The sequence below is a fragment of the Bradyrhizobium sp. MV1.5 genome (genome assembly GCF_055807615.1).
Map to the genome: position 1 here is coordinate 2,831 of NZ_JBVVPL010000060.1, position 17,914 is coordinate 20,744.

Annotated in this window: 19 protein-coding genes; 12 read left to right on the forward strand and 7 right to left on the reverse strand. The window is 64.9% G+C overall.

Annotated elements, in window-relative coordinates; all coding sequences use genetic code 11:
- Window positions 1–131: 131 nt before the first annotated feature.
- From AC0L2J_RS32120 to mnmA, 3 genes are all read right to left on the reverse strand, one after another.
- Window positions 132–488: a hypothetical protein gene (locus tag AC0L2J_RS32120; RefSeq protein WP_007596151.1), complete on the reverse strand. Its 357-nt coding sequence runs from the start codon at window positions 486–488 to the stop codon at window positions 132–134.
- A 44-nt stretch (window positions 489–532) separates the two neighbouring features.
- On the reverse strand, window positions 533–1,171 hold the full coding sequence (locus tag AC0L2J_RS32125; protein WP_473395659.1) for a class I SAM-dependent methyltransferase: 639 nt from the start codon (window positions 1,169–1,171) through the stop codon (window positions 533–535).
- Window positions 1,172–1,417: 246 nt separating this feature from the next.
- Window positions 1,418–2,599, reverse strand: coding sequence for a tRNA 2-thiouridine(34) synthase MnmA (gene mnmA, locus AC0L2J_RS32130; RefSeq protein WP_473395660.1), 1,182 nt, complete (start codon window positions 2,597–2,599; stop codon window positions 1,418–1,420).
- A gap of 348 nt (window positions 2,600–2,947) precedes the next feature.
- Here mnmA and AC0L2J_RS32135 point away from each other — a divergent pair, with 348 nt between their 5' ends.
- From AC0L2J_RS32135 to AC0L2J_RS32175, 9 genes are all read left to right on the forward strand, one after another.
- Window positions 2,948–4,603, forward strand: coding sequence for a flagellar hook-length control protein FliK (locus AC0L2J_RS32135; protein ID WP_473395661.1), 1,656 nt, complete (start codon window positions 2,948–2,950; stop codon window positions 4,601–4,603).
- A gap of 13 nt (window positions 4,604–4,616) precedes the next feature.
- A complete protein-coding gene (locus AC0L2J_RS32140; protein ID WP_007614067.1) occupies window positions 4,617–5,324 on the forward strand; it encodes a flagellar hook assembly protein FlgD in 708 nt (235 codons plus the stop codon).
- A 368-nt stretch (window positions 5,325–5,692) separates the two neighbouring features.
- A complete protein-coding gene (gene sciP / locus AC0L2J_RS32145) occupies window positions 5,693–5,968 on the forward strand; it encodes a CtrA inhibitor SciP (protein WP_002714638.1) in 276 nt (91 codons plus the stop codon).
- 192 nt (window positions 5,969–6,160) lie between these two features.
- Complete coding sequence (fliF, locus tag AC0L2J_RS32150; RefSeq protein ID WP_473249819.1) at window positions 6,161–7,768, forward strand: flagellar basal-body MS-ring/collar protein FliF; 1,608 nt, start codon at window positions 6,161–6,163, stop codon at window positions 7,766–7,768.
- A gap of 17 nt (window positions 7,769–7,785) precedes the next feature.
- Entirely contained in the window at window positions 7,786–8,877 is a 1,092-nt protein-coding gene (gene fliG, locus AC0L2J_RS32155) for a flagellar motor switch protein FliG (RefSeq protein WP_007614076.1), read from the forward strand.
- Window positions 8,877–9,497: a FliH/SctL family protein gene (locus AC0L2J_RS32160; RefSeq protein ID WP_007614077.1), complete on the forward strand. Its 621-nt coding sequence runs from the start codon at window positions 8,877–8,879 to the stop codon at window positions 9,495–9,497. The genes fliG and AC0L2J_RS32160 overlap by 1 nt, the downstream gene beginning before the upstream one ends.
- Window positions 9,498–9,500: 3 nt before the next feature.
- The gene (fliN, locus tag AC0L2J_RS32165) at window positions 9,501–9,851 is read left to right on the forward strand and encodes a flagellar motor switch protein FliN (RefSeq protein ID WP_007614079.1); all 351 of its coding nucleotides are present in this window, start codon (window positions 9,501–9,503) and stop codon (window positions 9,849–9,851) included.
- Between the two features lie 44 nt (window positions 9,852–9,895).
- Window positions 9,896–11,281: a sigma-54-dependent transcriptional regulator FlbD gene (flbD, locus tag AC0L2J_RS32170; RefSeq protein ID WP_063994837.1), complete on the forward strand. Its 1,386-nt coding sequence runs from the start codon at window positions 9,896–9,898 to the stop codon at window positions 11,279–11,281.
- 335 nt (window positions 11,282–11,616) lie between these two features.
- Window positions 11,617–12,765: a M20 family metallopeptidase gene (locus tag AC0L2J_RS32175; protein WP_473395662.1), complete on the forward strand. Its 1,149-nt coding sequence runs from the start codon at window positions 11,617–11,619 to the stop codon at window positions 12,763–12,765.
- Between the two features lie 30 nt (window positions 12,766–12,795).
- Here AC0L2J_RS32175 and AC0L2J_RS32180 read toward each other — a convergent pair whose 3' ends face one another.
- The 3 genes from AC0L2J_RS32180 to AC0L2J_RS32190 form a co-directional block, all read right to left on the reverse strand.
- A complete protein-coding gene (locus tag AC0L2J_RS32180; RefSeq protein ID WP_007614085.1) occupies window positions 12,796–12,951 on the reverse strand; it encodes a hypothetical protein in 156 nt (51 codons plus the stop codon).
- Between the two features lie 98 nt (window positions 12,952–13,049).
- Window positions 13,050–13,631, reverse strand: a complete 582-nt coding sequence (locus AC0L2J_RS32185; protein WP_473395663.1) for a flavin reductase family protein — start codon at window positions 13,629–13,631, stop codon at window positions 13,050–13,052.
- Window positions 13,632–13,885: 254 nt separating this feature from the next.
- Window positions 13,886–15,052 (reverse strand): cytochrome P450, encoded by a 1,167-nt coding sequence (locus AC0L2J_RS32190; RefSeq protein ID WP_473395664.1) that lies wholly within the window; start codon window positions 15,050–15,052, stop codon window positions 13,886–13,888.
- A 236-nt stretch (window positions 15,053–15,288) separates the two neighbouring features.
- Here AC0L2J_RS32190 and AC0L2J_RS32195 point away from each other — a divergent pair, with 236 nt between their 5' ends.
- Complete coding sequence (locus tag AC0L2J_RS32195) at window positions 15,289–15,600, forward strand: hypothetical protein (protein WP_473395665.1); 312 nt, start codon at window positions 15,289–15,291, stop codon at window positions 15,598–15,600.
- A 32-nt stretch (window positions 15,601–15,632) separates the two neighbouring features.
- Window positions 15,633–16,733 carry a tetratricopeptide repeat protein gene (locus AC0L2J_RS32200; protein ID WP_473395666.1) on the forward strand — a complete coding sequence of 367 codons (1,101 nt, stop codon included), beginning with the start codon at window positions 15,633–15,635 and terminating at the stop codon, window positions 16,731–16,733.
- Window positions 16,734–16,782: 49 nt separating this feature from the next.
- On the opposite strand, the gene AC0L2J_RS32205 is transcribed toward AC0L2J_RS32200, so the two are convergent.
- On the reverse strand, window positions 16,783–17,472 hold the full coding sequence (locus tag AC0L2J_RS32205; protein ID WP_473395667.1) for a hypothetical protein: 690 nt from the start codon (window positions 17,470–17,472) through the stop codon (window positions 16,783–16,785).
- Between the two features lie 237 nt (window positions 17,473–17,709).
- Here AC0L2J_RS32205 and AC0L2J_RS32210 point away from each other — a divergent pair, with 237 nt between their 5' ends.
- Window positions 17,710–17,880, forward strand: a complete 171-nt coding sequence (locus tag AC0L2J_RS32210) for an RNA polymerase sigma factor region1.1 domain-containing protein (protein WP_473395668.1) — start codon at window positions 17,710–17,712, stop codon at window positions 17,878–17,880.
- Window positions 17,881–17,914 lie beyond the last annotated feature (34 nt).

Genomic DNA, 17,914 nt, shown 5'->3' on the forward strand with positions numbered 1-17,914 from the left:
TTTTGGGGGGGGTAACCCGCCCCCCGGGGCCCCGGGCGGGGGGCCCCCCCCCCCCCCCCCCTCCCCCGCGGGGGGCGGTTTCCCCGGCCTCTCCCCGCAGGCGGGGAGAGGCGAAGAGGCGCGACTATTTGTTATTTCGGCCGGACCGTCGGGTCGCCGCCGGGGCTGCCGGGGGGCGGGATGACGGGCATGGCGCCGTTCGTGCTGGGCGCCGGGGCGTGCATCTCGGGGTCGACGCCGGAGGGCGGGCAGAGCACGCCGTCCGATTTTGCCAGTTTGTCGCCGAGCGGTTCCCGGGACTGGCCGGTGGTGGTGCCATCGGCCGAGCGGTTCGGGCGGTCCTGCGGCGTGCAATTGGTCGCGTGCTGCGGGGATGGCGGCGCGGTTTGTTGCGGCGGCGTCGCCGGGGCGGGCGGGGCCTGCGCGATCGCGCTGCCGGAGGCGGCGATCAGGAGGCTGGCCAGAATGATGTTCGATGTGGTGCGCATGGGAGGGAAACGCGCGGGTCAGGCCGCGTGTTCCGCGCCCCCGATCACGATTTCAGGTAGCGGATCAGCGAAAAGTGCCCCATCGGCGGCATCGGGCGGCGCTCGGCCAGCGTGACGCCGCCGTGGTTTGCGGCCCAGTTGACCAGGCGCTCCCATGCAAACTCCGGGCGCCAGCCGAGACGGCGGGCGAGCGGCGCAAACGCGAGCTCGGAGAGTTTGCGCAACCCCTTTTCCGCGCCGATGTGGTTGACCAGGATCAGCTCGCCGCCGGGCTTCAAGACACGCACGAACTCGTCGAGCGTGCCCTCGGGATCGGGCACCGCGGTGATGACGTATTGCGCAACCACCGCGTCGAAGAAGTTTTCGGGGAAGGCGAGGTTTTTGGCGTCCATCACCGAGAGCACCTCGACATTGGAGAGCCGCAAGCTCCGCACGCGCGATTGCGCCTTGCGCAGCATCGGCTCGGAAATGTCGACGCCGCAGATCTTTGTGGTGCGCGCATAATCCGAGAGCGACAGCCCGGTGCCGACGCCGACGTCGAGGATGCGGCCGCCGATGCGGTCGGCCTCGGCGATGGTCGACTGCCGGCCGGCGTCGAACACCTTACCGAACACGAGATCGTAGACCGGCGCCCAGCGGCCATAGGCCTTCTCGACCCCGGCCCGCGAGATGTCTGCTGCCATGCCCCTGCCCTGCAAAAGTTTCTAGAGTTGAATAGCTGTTGGTGAGATCAAATCCAGCCCAGCGCGCGGTCTGGCGCCTCTCCCGCTTGCGGGAGAGGTCGGCACGCTCGCAAGAGCGTGGCGGGTGAGGGCTTTATCCTCTCGCGAGATATCGCGGGTGGAGAGAGCCCTCTCCCCAACCCTCTCCCGCAGGCGGGAGAGGGGGCGCACTTCCGGCGTCGCGAGAGTGCGGTCCGATCTCATGGATTAGCCGCGGACCGCTTCTGCGAGCGGCCTCGTCGTGCTGCTTGCGGCCTTCGCGGCGGCGCTTTGAATGAAGCCGCCGCCGAGCACGCGGGCCTGGCCGCCAGGTGCGTCGTAGAACACGCAGGCCTGTCCCGGCGAAACGCCCTCTTCGCCGGCGACGAGCTCGACCTCGTAATGGCCGTTGGCGCCGCGCAGCCACGCCGGCTGGGGCGCGCGGGTCGAGCGCACGCGCACGAACATTTCGAGGCCATCGCCGACGGCGCGGTCGATGTCGCCATCGCCGATCCAGTTGACGTCGCGCAACACGATGCGGTGCATCTTCAACGCCTCGCGCGGGCCGACGACGACGCGGCGGTTGGCGGCCTCCAGCCGCACCACGAACAGCGGTGCGGCGGCCGCGATGCCGAGGCCGCGGCGCTGGCCGATGGTGAAATTGGCGATGCCGTTGTGCCGGCCGAGCACGCGGCCGTCGAGATCGACGATGTCGCCGGGGTCCATCGCGTTCGGCCGCAGGCGGGTGATGATATCGGTGTAGCGCCCGGTGGGCACGAAGCAGATGTCCTGGCTGTCGTGCTTGTCGGCGACCGCGAGGCCGAAGCGGCGCGCCAGCTCGCGCGTCTCGGGCTTGGTCATGTCGCCCAGCGGAAAGCGCAGATAATCGAGCTGCTCCTGCGTGGTCGCGAACAGGAAGTAGCTCTGGTCGCGATCGGCATCGGCGGCACACACCAGCGCGCGCGAGCCGTCGGCGCGGCGGCGAGAGGCGACGTAGTGGCCGGTGGCAAGCGCGGTGGCGCCGAGTTCGCGCGCGGTCTTCAGGAGGTCGCGGAACTTGACCGAGCGGTTGCACTCGATGCACGGCACCGGCGTCTCGCCGAGCGCGTAGCTGTCGGCGAAATTGTCGATGACGGATTCGCGAAAGCGGTCCTCGTAGTCGAGCACGTAATGGGGGATGCCGAGCTTGGCCGCGACGTCGCGGGCGTCGTGGATGTCCTGGCCGGCGCAGCAGGCGCCCTTGCGATGGGTGGCCGCACCATGGTCGTAGAGCTGCAGCGTGATGCCGACGACGTCGTAGCCTTCCGCCTTCAAGAGCGCAGCCGTCGTCGATGAATCGACGCCGCCCGACATGGCAACGACGACCCTGGTATCCTCAGGACGGCCTTCGAGATCCAGACTGTTGAGCATGGGCCTTAAAGCGTTGTGACGGCGGCGTTCGGCGATCCGCTGGGTGCTTCCGGCGGGACAAAGGCAATCCCCGGGAACCGAGAGTTCCCGAAGGGCGCGGCCTGCCCGGTCGAAAGCGGTTGAGAGCTGTCTCTTTAATATAGGCGGCCTTCCGGTGAAGCAATCACGGACCCCGCAAGGTTTACGGCAATTCTTGCCGGGGAGGCAGAAATGGCGGGGCTCGGGAAGGCCTCGCGGCGGGGGCGCCAAATCATTAAACCTTTGATTTTATTAGTTAAAATTACTTAGCGCGACGGTGGCCCGCTCCTTGCTCCCTCTCATGGCGAAGATGTTTCCAAGGGGTTGCCTGTGGTCGGTCGTACGTCAGATGTAGCGGCAAGCGTGCAAGTCCAGAGCGCGCAGCAAAAGCCTGCCCGGTCGCAAGCGCCGAAAGACAGCTCCGCAAACGAGTCCTTTGGCTCGCTGGTGGACAGCAACACCCAGGCGATCAGCGACAGCGCGGCGTCCTCCGCGCAGGACACCCCGCGCCGGACCGATTCATCGTCCTCCGCCTCGGACAAGAGCCCGCGCGATCGCTCAGTGAGCGACAAGTCCTCGCAGAGCAAGGCCAGCGACGACACCGACAAATCCGCGTCCGCCAAAAACGACGCCAAGAACGACGCGAAGAGCGACGCCAGGAACGACGCCAAGAGCGACTCGACCGCCGATGCGGCCAAGGCTGATAGCAAGACCAAGGACAAGCCGGAGGCGTCCGACGCCAAATCGGCCGACAAGTCTGCGGACAAGTCCGACCAGACCAAGGCGGACAAGGCCGACGGCACCGATGGCCTCGCGGCCGCCGTCGATACCGCCGCCGCCGCGCAGATCGACGCGGCGCAGGCCGCCTTACCCGATCCGAACGCACTCGTCGTGGCCGTGCCGGTCGATCCCAACGCGGCTGCGAACCAGGCCGCCGGCGCCGCCTCCTCGCCGCTGACGATCGCCGCCGCCGGCCTCGCCGCCAGCGCATCCATCGCGGCGCAGATCGCCGGCACCAAGACCGATACCGCGACGCCGGGCGACAAAAGCGCCAAGACCGCGAGCGCCAAGGTCGATGCCGACACCTCGGCGACGCTGGCCGATGCCGCGACCGGGACGACCGATTCGACCGCGACCGACGCCAAGACCAATGGCGGCCTGATCGCCGCCGCCGACCAGGGCACGCCAAAAACGTCGTTCAAGGCCGCAGCCATCGCGCAAGGCGCGAGCGACGTTTCCAATATCGGCCAGGACACCGGCAAGGCGAACGCCGCGCAGACCCCGGCGACGGCAGCGTCCGCCAACACGGCGCATCCGCAAGCCGACAAGCCGGCAATCGATGCGAACGCGGCCGACGCCAAGGCTGGGACTTCCGACCGCACCGCCGATGCGGCACCGGCGACAAGTCATCATGCCCATGCGGGCACGCAGGCCGCTGTCCCCACCACCGACACAAGCGCGCAGGCGGCCTCTGCCATTCAAGCGCCGCTGACCAATACGACTTCGGCCGCGACCGCTTCGACCGCGACGCTCACCGCGACCGCGGCGAATGCCAACGCCATTCCGATCAGCGGCGTGCCGATCGAAATTGCCGCCGCCGCACGCGCGGGCAAGACCCGGTTCGACATCAGCCTCGATCCGCTCGACCTCGGCCGCATCGACGTCCGCATCAATGTCGACCGCAACGGACAGGTCACTTCGCATCTCACCGTCGAGAAGCCGGAGACGCTGCAGATGCTGCGGCAGGACGCGCCGCAATTGCAGCGCGCGCTCGACGATGCCGGCCTCAAGACCGGCAGCAACGGGCTGTCCTTCAGCCTGCGCGACCAGAATTCGTCGGGGCAGAACTCCGGCCAGAACAACGACAATGGCGGCAATGCCCGCCGGCTGATCGTCAGCGACGAGGACGCAGTTCCCGCGGCCCCGGTCGGGCGCAGCTACGGCCGCATGCTCGGATCGAGCAGCGGCGTCGACATCAGAGTGTGAGGAGTATTCGATCATGACCACCACGAATGCCGCCACCGCCCCGTCCGTCGTCTCGGGCACGACCGACCTGCCGAAATCCTCGTCGAACCCGAGCCTGGGCTCGAGCACCGGCGCGACGCTGGCCGGCAATTTCCAGACCTTCCTGACGCTGTTGACGACGCAGCTGCAGAACCAGAACCCGCTCGATCCGCTGGACACCAACCAGTTCACGCAGCAGCTGGTGCAGTTCGCCGGCGTCGAGCAGCAGCTCAAGACCAACGATTCGCTGTCCCAGCTCGTCACCCTGCAACAGACCACGCAGGCGACCCAGGCGCTCGGCTTCGTCGGCAAGACCGCCCTGGTCGACGGCACCACCGGGACCATGACGAATTCGTCGGCGACCTGGCATCTCAACGTGCCGAGCGACGCGACCGTCGACATCACCATCGCCAATGCGAGCGGCCAGACCGTGTTCACCGGCAAATACACCGCCGGCGCCGGCACCGACGTTCCGTTCACCTGGAACGGCCAGGGCAATGACGGCACGCAATGGCCCGACGGCAAGTACACGATCTCGGCCACGGGCAAGGACGTCGCCAACAACAATGTCGGCATCGCCGCGCAGGTGCAGGGTGTGGTGTCGTCCGTCGACCTGACCCAGTCGCCGCCGCTGCTGACCATCGACGGCGCCAGCTACACCCTGAGCCAGGTCAAGAGCATCATCGCGACGGCCAGCAATTAAAGGCGGCGCGCGAAGCACATTCCGCGTCGTCCTGGCGAAAGCCAGGACCCATTGCCACCGAAAGTCGTTTTGGCGTGAGGACGTGACCCCGAGTCGTCGCCAAACTTCGCGCTGGGGTAATGGGTCCTGGCGTTCGCCAGGACGACGTCGAGAGGCCTTGCGACACCCCGCGCAGGCCTCGTTCGTTAGTAAAGTATTTACGAACACCCCCTCGGCCCGCCTGGACGCACCGTCCCGCCGGTCGAGTCGGCTGCGTTCCAGCCATTTTCAACGAGAATTGTATTGAAGCCTTAGGCTTAGCGGATTTTTAAGCCGGCGGGCGTACGGTTCCTGAGTGAGTTCAGTGGTTGAGAGTTTGTGAGTACGCCATGACAGAACCCCATCGCCCGAGGGTAAAATACGTCATCGGGCCGGACGGTAGTCCGTTGACGATTGCGGATCTGCCTGCACCCGGCACCAAACGCTGGGTCATCCGCCGCAAGGCCGAGGTCGTCGCCGCAGTCCGTGGCGGTCTTCTCTCCCTCGAGGAGGCCTGCAGCCGTTATACGCTGACGGTTGACGAATTCCTCTCCTGGCAGTTTTCGATCGACCAGCATGGTCTGGCGGGACTTCGCACCACCCGTATCCAACAATATCGCCAGTAGGCAATCCGGAAATCTGCGGCTTTTGACGAAAATCGGCCTCGCTCCGCGAGGCCGTTTTTTTTCATGTTTCGTTTTGGCGCGACTTTTGTCGCAGCTCTTAACCTTCGTTAACCATATCGAAACCATCACCTAGGCAATAATTGCCCAGTCGGCCTTTCCTGTGAAAGCAGCCGAATCTCTCGGGGCGGTTGCTTGCAAGGTCTTGCGGACTTTCTGAAGGGTATCGGAGCCGCCCGGTTCGGGGCGATGATCGCGGTCACCGCCGCGCTCGTCGGCTTTTTCGCGTTCGTCATCATGCGCGTCACCACGCCGCAGATGACGACGCTGTTCACCGATCTCAGCGTCGAGGACTCCTCGGGCATCATCAAGGACCTGGAGCGCCAGGGCATCCAGTTCGAGCTGCGCAACGAGGGCACCATCATCATGGTGCCCAAGGACAAGGTCACCCGCCTGCGGATGAAGCTCGCCGAGGGCGGCCTGCCCAAGGGCGGCGGCGTCGGCTACGAGGTGTTCGACAAGTCGGATGCGCTCGGCACCACCTCTTTCGTCCAGAACATCAACCATCTCCGCGCACTGGAGGGCGAGCTCGCCCGCACCATCCGCGCCATCGACCGCATCCAGGCCGCCCGCGTCCATCTGGTGCTGCCCGAGCGCCCGTTGTTCTCGCGCGAGGCGCCGGAGCCGTCGGCCTCGATCGTGGTTCGGGTCCGCGGCGCGCTGGAAGCCCAGCAGATCCGCGCCATCCGCCACCTCGTCGCCTCGGCCGTGAACGGGTTGAAGCCGCAGCGGGTCTCGATCGTCGATGAGACCGGGCAGCTGCTCGCCGACGGCGCCCAGACCGATCCGGAGCAGGCGATGGGCGACGAGCGCCGCACCGCCTTCGAGAAGCGGATGCGCAAGCAGGTCGAGGACATCGTCTCCTCCGTGGTGGGCACGGGGCGCGCCCGGGTCCAGCTCTCCGCCGATTTCGACTTCAACAAGATCACCCAGACCTCGGACAAGTACGATCCCGAAGGCCGCGTGCTGCGCTCGAGCCAGACCCGCGAAGAGCAGAGCATGACCGCCGACAACAACGGCCAGGTCACCGTCAACAACGAGTTGCCGGGCAACCAGCAGAACGGCGGCGTCGCGGCCAAGGACCAGAGCAAGAAGAGCGAAGAGACCAACAATTACGAGATCTCCCGCACCACCAAGACCGAAGTGACCGAGGCCGGCCGGGTCAACCGCATCTCGGTCGCGGTGCTGGTCGACGGCATCTACTCCAAGAACGAGAAGGGCGATCTGGCCTACCAGGACCGCACCAAGGAGCAGCTCGACCGCATCGCCACGCTGGTGCGCTCGGCGATCGGCTTCGACCAGAAGCGCGGCGACCAGGTCGAGGTCGTCAACCTGCGCTTTGCCGACGCCCCCTCCACCACCCCGATCGCGGAGCCGAGCGGCTTGCTCGGCATGCTCCAGTTCACCAAGGACGACGTCATGTACTTCGTCGAGCTCGGCGTGATGATGCTGCTCGGCCTGGTGGTGCTGTTCCTGGTGGTCCGGCCGCTGGTCAAGCGCATCCTGGCATCTGACGAAGTCGCAGCCGCCATCTCCGGCGCCCTCACCGGCCCGGCGAGCGACGAGGCCGCGCCCGCCAGCCAGCCGCTCCTGCCGAGTGGCGCCGCGAGCGCGATCGACGTCGCCACCGTCCAGGGCCAGGTCCATGCCCAATCCGTCCATCGCGTCGGCGAACTCGCCGAGCGCAATCCCAACGAGACCGTCGCCATCATCCGCCAATGGCTGACCGAACCCGCGAAATAATCGAGAAGTGATCTGACATGGCCGCTGCCCTGCAAAACGCCAATTCCAACGACATCACCAGCGTGATCTCCACGCTCGGTCAGCGTGCCGTCGGCCGCGCGGGCGCCAAGACCGAAGCAGTACCGGGGCCGAAGCGCGCCGCGATCCTGATGCTGGCGCTCGGGGAGCAATATGGCGGCAAGATCTGGGGCTTGCTCGACGATGACGAGGTGCGCCAGCTCTCGCTGGAGATGTCGACGCTCGGCACCGTCGAGGTCGACACCGTGGAGGACATGCTGCTCGAGTTTGTCTCGCGAATGTCGGCCTCCGGCGCGCTGATGGGCAATTTCGACGCCACCGAGCGGCTGCTCCAGCAATATCTGGCCCCCGAGCGCGTCAACGGCATCATGGACGAAATCCGCGGCCCGGCCGGCCGTAACATGTGGGAGAAGCTCTCCAACGTGCAGGAAGAGGTGCTCGCCAACTATCTCAAGAACGAATATCCGCAGACCATCGCGGTGGTGCTGTCGAAGCTGAAGCCGGAACACGCCGCGCGCGTGCTCGGCATCTTCCCGGAGGATCTGGCGCTCGACGTCGTCAACCGCATGCTGAAGATGGAGGCGGTGCAGAAGGAGGTGATCGAGAGCGTGGAGAAGACGCTGCGCACCGAATTCATGTCCAATTTGTCACAGACCCGCCGACGCGATGCCCACGAGGTGATGGCGGAAATCTTCAACAATTTCGACCGCCAGACCGAAACCCGCTTCATCACCTCGCTGGAAGAGGACAATCGCGAATCGGCCGAGCGCATCAAGGCGCTGATGTTCACCTTCGACGACCTCGTGAAGCTCGATTCCGGCTCCGCCCAGACCCTGATGCGCAACGTCGACAAGGACAAGCTCGGCGTCGCGCTCAAGAGCGCCAACGAGGACGTCCGCAACTTCTTCTTCGGCAACATGTCCTCGCGCGCGGCCAAAATGCTCCAGGACGACATGGCGGCGATGGGCCCGGTCCGCCTGCGCGACGTCGACGAGGCCCAGGCGCTGCTGGTGAACCTGGCCAAGGATCTCGCCGCCAAGGGCGAGATCATGCTGACCAAGAACCGCGCCGACGACGAGCTGGTGTACTGATGGCCGCTCCGGCAAAATTCCTGTTCGACAACGACTTCGCGGCGCCTGACCGGACGCGCGAGAAGGCCGCAACCGCGGCCGAGATCGCCCAGAAGGTCGCGGAAGCCGAGGCGCGCGCCTATCAGGACGGCTTCGCCGCAGGCCAGCGCGAGGCCAAGGCCGAGAGCGACCGCCGTGTCGCGCTTGCCATGGAAGAGATCAACATCGCCATCCGGGGCATCGCTTCGGGCATCGGCAACATCGAATCCAAGATGGAGACCGAGGCGGTCGACGTTGCGGTCGCGGTGGCGCGCAAGCTGTGCGCCGATCTGGTCGCCGCCGAGCCGCTCGGCGAGATCGTCGCGCTGGTCAAGGACTGCTTCTCGCATCTGGTCGCGACGCCGCATCTCGTCGTCCGCATCAACGACGCGCTCTACGACGCCGCGCGCGAGAACATCGAGCGGCTGGCCAGGCAGAACGGCTTCGAAGGCCGGCTGGTGATTCTGGCCGAGCCCGAGATTGCCACCGGCGATTGCCGGATCGAATGGGCCGATGGCGGCGTCGTGCTGGAGCGCGCCGCCATCGCGGCCAAGATCGACGAAATGGTGGGACGCTACGTTGCGTCCCGCAGGGGGAGTTAAATCATGAGCGACACTGACGGACAGGTCCCGCTGCCCGATCTCAACGGCCCGATGCCGCCTGCCGGCACCGACGTCGGCTACAACGAGGACGAATACGCGACGCGCGCCGCCGCCGACCTCGAGGCCGTGTTCGACGTGCCGGTCCAGGTTTCGGCCGTGCTCGGCCGCTCCAAGATGGACGTCAGCGAGCTGTTGAAGCTCGGACCCGGGACCGTGCTCGAGCTTGACCGGCGCGTCGGCGAGGCCATCGACATCTACGTCAACAACAAGCTGGTCGCCCGCGGCGAAGTCGTCCTGGTCGAGGACAAGCTCGGCGTGACCATGACCGAAATCATCAAGACTGAACGCGCCTAGAGCGACGACGCGCGGCAGCGCGACCAGACGGACAGGAGACTGACATGCGGCTTCTCATCGTTGGCACATTGAAGGGCCAGCTCACCACCGCCACCAAGATCGCGATGGCGAACGGCGCCACCGTGACCCACGCCGAGGATCACGATCAGGCGATGCGCGTGCTGCGCGGCGGCAAGGGTGCCGACCTGCTGCTGGTCGACGTCGCCCTCGACATCCGCGATCTCGTGATGCGGCTCGAGGCCGAGCACATCCACGCGCCGATCGTCGCCTGCGGCATCACCAACGACGCCCGCGCCGCGGTTGCCGCGATCCACGCCGGCGCCAAGGAATACATCCCGCTGCCGCCGGACCCGGAGCTGATCGCGGCGGTGCTGGCTGCCGTCGCCAACGATTCCCGCGAGCTGGTCTATCGCGACGAGGCGATGGCCAAGGTGATCAAGCTCGCGCAGCAGATCGCGGGCTCGGACGCTTCGGTGATGATCACCGGCGAATCCGGGACAGGCAAGGAAGTGCTGGCCCGCTACGTCCACACCCGCTCGGCACGGGCCAAGCGCCCGTTCATCTCGATCAACTGCGCCGCGATCCCCGAGCATCTGCTGGAGTCCGAGCTGTTCGGCCACGAGAAGGGCGCCTTCACCGGCGCGATCGCCCGTCGCATCGGCAAGTTCGAGGAGGCAACCGGCGGCACGCTGCTGCTCGACGAAATCTCGGAGATGGACGTCCGCCTGCAATCGAAACTGCTCCGCGCCATTCAGGAGCGCGTGATCGACCGTGTCGGCGGCACCAAGCCCGTCCCGGTGGACATCCGCATCATCGCGACCTCGAACCGCAACCTGGTGGACGCGGTGCGCGAAGGCACGTTCCGCGAGGACCTGTTGTTCCGGCTCAACGTCGTGAATCTGAAGATCCCGCCCCTGCGCGAGCGTCCCCTCGACATTCTCGAGCTCGCCCAGCACTTCGTGAAGAAATACGCCGAAGCCAACGGCGTGCCGATGCGCCCGATCTCGGCGGAAGCGCGCCGCGTGCTCTCCACCAACCGCTGGCAGGGCAACGTCCGCGAACTCGAAAACACCATGCACCGGTCGGTCCTGATGGCGCAGGGCGACGAGATCGGCGCCGATGCGATCCTCACGCCCGACGGCGACCGTCTCGATCTCGCCAAGACCGTGCCGGCCGTGGCGCATGCCACCATGGCCGCCGAGCAGGTGACGCGGGCGCTGGTCGGCCGCACCGTCGCCGACGTCGAGCGCGACCTGATCCTGGAGACGCTGAAGCACTGCCTCGGCAACCGGACCCATGCCGCCAATATCCTGGGCATCTCGATCCGCACGCTCCGCAACAAGCTCAACGAATATTCCGACGGCGGCATTCCGATTACGCCGGCCGGCACGCCGGGTGAATATCCACGCATGCCGATGGTGGGGGCGTAGGCACTCCTGCCGAACATTGAAACTGCAAATGCCCGGGCTGGTCCCGGGCATTTTTGTTGGTGAAGTGCAGACAGCCTCCAGACTCTCGATGTCGTCCTGGCGAAAGCCAGGACCCATTATCCCAAGGAGGAGTTTGGCGAAGATTCGTCATTCGGTACTCCTACCGCCCTCCCTCGATAGTCCGCGGTATGGGTCCTGGCTTTCGCCAGGACGACGTTGGGGAGGCAGCGTGGATCGAAACCCGCAGACTGCGACATGGCCGCACCGCGTTCTCCGACTAGGTCGTGACAGCGCCAGGCCCTATAAGCGCCACCGAGAACCACGCGAGGATCAAAATGTCTCAAGCTCAAATCACGGATTGGCTGGCGACGCAGCGGCAGGCGATGATCGACCTGCTGCGCGATGTCGTGAACATCGATTCCGGATCCTATGACAAGGAAGGCGTCGATGCGGTCGGGGCGCGGTTCGAGCGGCATTTCGCCGAGCACGGCATTCCGTTCCGGCGCGAAAGCCACGGTACTTTCGGCGATGCGATCCACGCCGAGGTGGCAAAGCCCGGCAGCAACGAGAAGCCGGTGCTGTTGATGGGACATCGCGACACCGTATTCGGCAAGGGCGAGGCCGGACGGCGTCCGTTCACGATCCAGGGCGGGCGCGCCTATGGTCCTGGTGTTGCCGACATGAAGTCCGGCGTCGTCATGAACATATTCGTGGCAACCGCCTTCCACAAATTCGGCGGCAACCCGCACCCGATCAAGCTGCTGATCACCTCGGACGAGGAGATCGGCTCGCCCTCCTCGCGGCCGGTGATCGAGCGCGAAGGACGCGCCGCGCGCGCGGTGTTCAATTCCGAGCCGGGCCGCCCGACCGGCAATATCGTCACGGGACGCAAGGGCGGCATCTTCATGCATGTCGCCATCACCGGCAAAGCCGCGCATTCCGGCGCCAATTTCGCCGCCGGCGTCAGCGCGATCGGCGAGCTCGCGCACAAGATCGTGCATATCCACGCGCTGACCGATCTCGACAAGGGCATCACACTCAATGTCGGCCTCGTCTCGGGCGGGCAGTCCGTCAACACCACGGCGCCTTACGCGGAAGGGCAGATCGACCTGCGCTACGTCGATCCGGCGGATCGCGCGAGAGTGATGGCTGCGATCGAGACGATCATCGCGACACCTTACGTGCCCGGCACCAGCGCGACGCTGACGGTCAAGGGCGAGTTCGTGCCGGTGGTGCAGAGCGCCGATTCAAAGGCGCTGTTCGAGAACTATCAGGCCGCCGCAAAGCAGGCCGGTCTCACCACGCTCGAAGGCGAGTTCTCCGGCGGCTGCGCCGATTCCGGCTTCACCGCCGCTGTGGGAACGCCGACCATCTGCGGGCTCGGCCCGGTCGGCGGGCTCGCGCACACGCCGGAGGAATATCTCGAGCTCGACAGCATCGTGCCGCGCGCGCAGGCGCTGGCGCTGGCGATTTTGCGGGGGTGAAAACAGGTACAGCGCCTGTCCGCGAGAACCTCACGAATAGCTCGGCGCATCCGGCCTGCGGAAGATCTGGATGGGGTCGCCCGGCACGATCGGATGGCCGCTGAACATCGCATAGGCGTAGAGCGCGAGATAGGCGATCGCAATCGCGCCGACCGCGTAGAAGGCCCAAGTCGCGACGCGTTTCATCATTGCGCTCCGTTGCTGTCCCTGCGGGAGGCTCAGGCAGCGCTTCTAGAGCGATGGAAGCGAAAAGGCCAGCCTGGACGGTCTGTGGCCGGCGGCGATCAAATGCCGCGGCGGACGTGGGTGGGAACGCTGACGTCCGCAAGCCTGACGGCGTCTTCGTCCTGATCCACCGCCACGTACTGGCCGTGCCAATAGGCCAGCGCTGCGTTGCGGGTCGAATTCCTGACGTCTCGCACCCGCCCGATGATGATGCCATGCGAATGGCGCTCGATGATGTCCTCGACTTCGCAATCGACGGCGGACAATGCGCCGACCAGCAGCGGAACTCCCGACTCCGCGGTCATCCATCTGGCGCCCGCGAAACGATCGGCACCCTTGAGCCCGCCCTTGCCGGCAAAGCGCTCGGCGATGTCGAGTTGATCGGCGGCGAGGATATTGACGCCGAAGGCGCCGTGGCGCCGGATCAGCGGGAAGGAGGAGGCGTCGCGATTGATGCTGACGATCAGCGTCGGCGGATCGACCGAGAACGAGCTGACCGAGGTGACCGTCATGCCGGTGATGTCCTTGCCCCGTCCGGCGGTGATGACGCTGACGCCGCCGGTGAGATGGCGCATGGCGCCGCGGAAATCGGCAGGCGAGACGACATTTTCGGTCATGAGATCGCGGGGCACTACATTCATGGCATCGTCCCCGAGCGGGGGTCCCTCTCTATTTAGGTACGATCGCCCGCCGACAAAAGGTGGCTCAGGATCGAGCCTTCGAGACCCGCGACCCGACCGAGAGATTAAAAAATCGCGAGAACAACCCCATGCACAGTAGCCGGGGCGTGCGAAAACAATGACTTACGCTTATCCGAAATTAACTTGACTCGTCGGGCAAAACAGGAGCAGGATGGCATCATGGCGGCGTTGCGGATGGACCGGTCCTTGCCGAACTAATGCAGCCACCTCACGGGCAGATTTTGCAGCCCGCGGAACGCCCAGCCGCCGATCCGCACCGGTTCGTCGTCGGCGATCTCGGGCCGGCCGGCGCGGGCGAACAAGGTCGGCAGTGCGACGTCGGCAATCATGGCGCGCGAGGCCCAGGCGCCGGCACAGAAATGCGGACCGGCACCGAATGCGACGCTCTTGGCCGTATCACGCCGCACGTCGAACTGATCGGCGCGCTCAAAGTGCTTCTCGTCGCGATTGGCGGAGCCGAACATGAGGAATACGCGCTCATCAGTTTCGAACGCGACGTCGCGGATGGTCCACGGCTTTGCGATGCGTCGCGGCGACATGCCGATCGGCGAGATCCAGCGCGCATATTCCTCGAAAGCCTGGAGCCACGTCACCTCGCCCTGGCGCACGAGATCGAGCTGGTCGGGATGGGTCAGCAGCGCCCACACCGTGCCGGCGATCGCCTTGCGCGGCTCGTTCTGGCCGCCGGAGATCGCGAGTTTGACGTTCGCGCGCACGCTTTCCATCGCCATGCCCGACGCGAGCAGCACGCCGAGGATGCTCTGGTCGGGATGCTTGCGCATCACCGGCAGGATGTCGTCGATGGCGGCATCGATGCCCGACGTCGCCGCATGGCAACGCGCCTCGACGGCTGCGTCGCCGCTGTAATTGGCGATGCCCTCGATCATGCCCTGTGACCAGGCGTCCATATCCGCAAAGCCGATATTGGTGAGGCCGGTGATCGACTTCAGGCACTCGCCGGAAAACGGCAAGGCAAAGTCGCGCATCAGATCGATCCGCCCGGGCTCGATCGCGTCGATGATGCGATCGGCATGGGCCTGGAACAGCGCGGTCCAGTGCGCCTTCACCGTCTTTGGCGACACCGTCGGAAACATCGCGCGGCGCTCGACCTGGTGCGCCTCGCCGTCCTTGCGCATCATGTTGTGGCCCATCAGCCGGTTCATCAGGCCTGCAGGCTGGTGCGAGGAGAACACGTCGATCTGCTTCTCGGAGATCGAGATATCGTCGCGGCTCGTCAGCAGCGTCGAACCGAGCTGCGGCACGAACGCGATCGGGGCCTCCTTGCGCATCTTGGCGAGCATCGGATATGGGTCGGCCCAGAATGCGGCCGGGTCGATGTCGATGCGCGGCGCGGTGCTCAAGGCGGCTTCCCCTGGATCTTCGTGTGGTTCAGAGCAGACTAGCGAACTAAGCGGCCGGCGTCTGTCCCTAGCGATAGGGACGGACGGAGTCAGGGCGTACCTTAACATGCCGGTGCTCGCCGCAAGGGATTGGCTAACCACGTTGCGACGACGGCATGCGCGAGGGCATGGGAAGCAAAATCAACCAATGATAGCATGCGCTTCCTGATACCCACCCGGGAACTACCGTGACTGGAATGACCAAGCCTCGTATTCGGATTCTGTTTGTCGCTATGTGGATCGCTCTCGTCGGCGCTCTCGTCGTTTTGTTTTCGCTGCTCAACCGGCCAGGCGGTGGTTCGTCGGCCTGGGTGGTTAGTCTCATCGTGTCTTGGCTGCCGTTCCTGGCGCTGGTGGGCGTCTGGCTGTGGCTTTCGCGCAGGAATTTGCGCTCATCGTCCGGCACGAACTGGGTGGACCTCTACGAGCAGCAGATTGCCGAGAGCAGGCGCACCAATGCGTTGCTGGAGAGGATCGCGGTGGCACTGGAAAAGCCGTCTCCGGGTTAGCTCGCATATCCGCTATCGCAGGGAGTAGAGGTATGCGCACGGGGATTTCCGCGCCGGTCTGGCTGGTTGCCTTGGCACTCTCAGCAGCCGCTGCCGTCAGCGGGCCGGCGATAGCCGACGATCAACAGGCGTGTTTGAAAGGCTCGAAGGAAACCGCTACCGCGACCATCGCCGCCTGCACGCGCGCGATCGAAAGCGGTGACTATAAGGCGCAAGACCTCTCCGCCTTGTATCATACACGCGGCTATGCCTGGTCGTGGACAAGCCTTGCCGATCGCGTCGACCGCTCCTTCAAGGACTACACCGAGGCGATCCGGCTTGAGCCGAAGGCTCTCAGCTCACTGCTCAACCGCTCGCATATCTACAACCAACGGCACGACTACGACCGGGCGATAGCGGACACCAACCAGGCATTCGAAGGCGGCCTGTCGGATTATGGAAAGCAGGTCGGATACGGCGAGCGCGGCTATGCCTATCAGGCCAAGGGCGACAACGACCGTGCCATTGACGACTATACTGACAGCATCCAGCTCAATGCGAACAATTATGTCGCCCTCATCACCCGAGGCAACGCCTACTTTGCCAAGGGCGATCTTGATCGCGCCATCGCGGACTACGACCGGGTGATCGCGCTTTACCCGAAATATGCGCTCGCCTATTACAACCGCTGCCTCGCATACAGAGAGAAGGGGGACCTTGATCGCACCATCGCCGACTGCAGTCAGGCGATCGCGCTCTTTCCGCAATACAGGGACGCCTATTACTACCGCGGCTACGCTTATCAAGCCAAGGGTGAGCTCGACCGCGCCATCGCCGACTACGACCAGATGATTGCGCTCGATCCAAATGATCGGAACGCCTACAGCAATCGCGCCATGGCGTACCTGTCCAAGGGCGATTTCCGTGGCGCCGTCGCGGACCTTGACCTGGGGCAGGCGCTGTCATGGCTGGCTGCTGCGGCCTTTTTGGCAGCGGTGACCTGGCTGTGTTGCCGGAGGGACGCCGAGACGCCCGGACGGTGGTCCGGGCCGACGATTGCTCAGATGTGCGAGAATGAACTCGTCGAAAGCAAGCGCAGGAATGCCGCCTTGGAAGGTATCGCGGCGGCTCTGGAGAAGCGATCGTCGGGTTGATTAGGGTTTCCCGCCAGACCCGCCCCACTTCGTTTCGTACCCGAGTTCATCACTCCAAAGCACCCGCTATGCGTCGCGTGAACCGGCGGAATCCGACGCGTAGATCTCTCACCCTGAACATGAGGGTTATGAGCCATTCTGGCGTTCCCAGATGACGGAGTGTCTGCGCAATTCCCTGATCCATGCTCTGGCTCATATTCTGGTCGGTATAATGCGTGCTCCCCTCACCGCACCAATCAAGCCTCCAAGCGATCTCTTCTCGCAACGCGTCGACGCCCGACAGACGCCGAGCAAAATCCCACTCTCTTCTGGCGCAGATCCGCTCGATCCGGGGGCGGACGGCTTCATAGTAGTGGATGCCCCAGTTCTCGAGCCTTGCGTGGGTCGCCTCGTGTACGATGGCGGACGCGATCCATTCGACCGTCGTGCTTTCAGAATCGACGACACGCGCGTCGAGCAGGCAGGCGTTTATTGAATGCTGATAGCCTCCGGCGCCGTGCGGAACCAATTGCACCCAGATTCGAAAAAGACTCTTCTTGATGCGCCGGTAGTGAAGTGGAGCAAACCTTTCGATCAGCCGCAGCGCGGCTTCGACGCGTTGCAGGGCTCGCTCGGGATCATCCGATAAAGATCCGATCCAGAGGCCGTCGACAACGCGGCTTTTCGACATCCACAGCCCGATTCTATCGATGAGCGACGGTCCTGTCGCTGGGGAGCCGCGAGACATGGTGGTCGACATCTCTTCCGATCGAGCTAGGAGATCTAAAAGCTAATACAGGGGCTCCGCTTCGGCGGGTTTTACGATTTGGTTCCAACTTTATCGATCGCGGAGGCGATGTCCGCATCGGGTTTGGCACCGGGCCGGCGATCCGGCCCTATCCCGGCAGCAGCCGTGCAGGACGAAGCTTCGATCTTCGCTTATGGACCAGACCGGTCTCTCTTCCCGTATAGTAGAGGCTGCTGAAGCGGAGAGAACATGAGCGTGGCGGAAATCATTCGACGTGCCATCGAAATCGGTGAACGGAACGGCAAGATTACCTTCGATGACCTGAATCAGCTGTGTGACAGCAGCGCGCTTGATCCCAAAGACGTTGAACGCATTTTCAACGCCCTGAGTGAAGCGGAGATTTGGATTGAAAGAGACTGAAACCTGACTCTGGTTATATCGCCTACAATGGGTC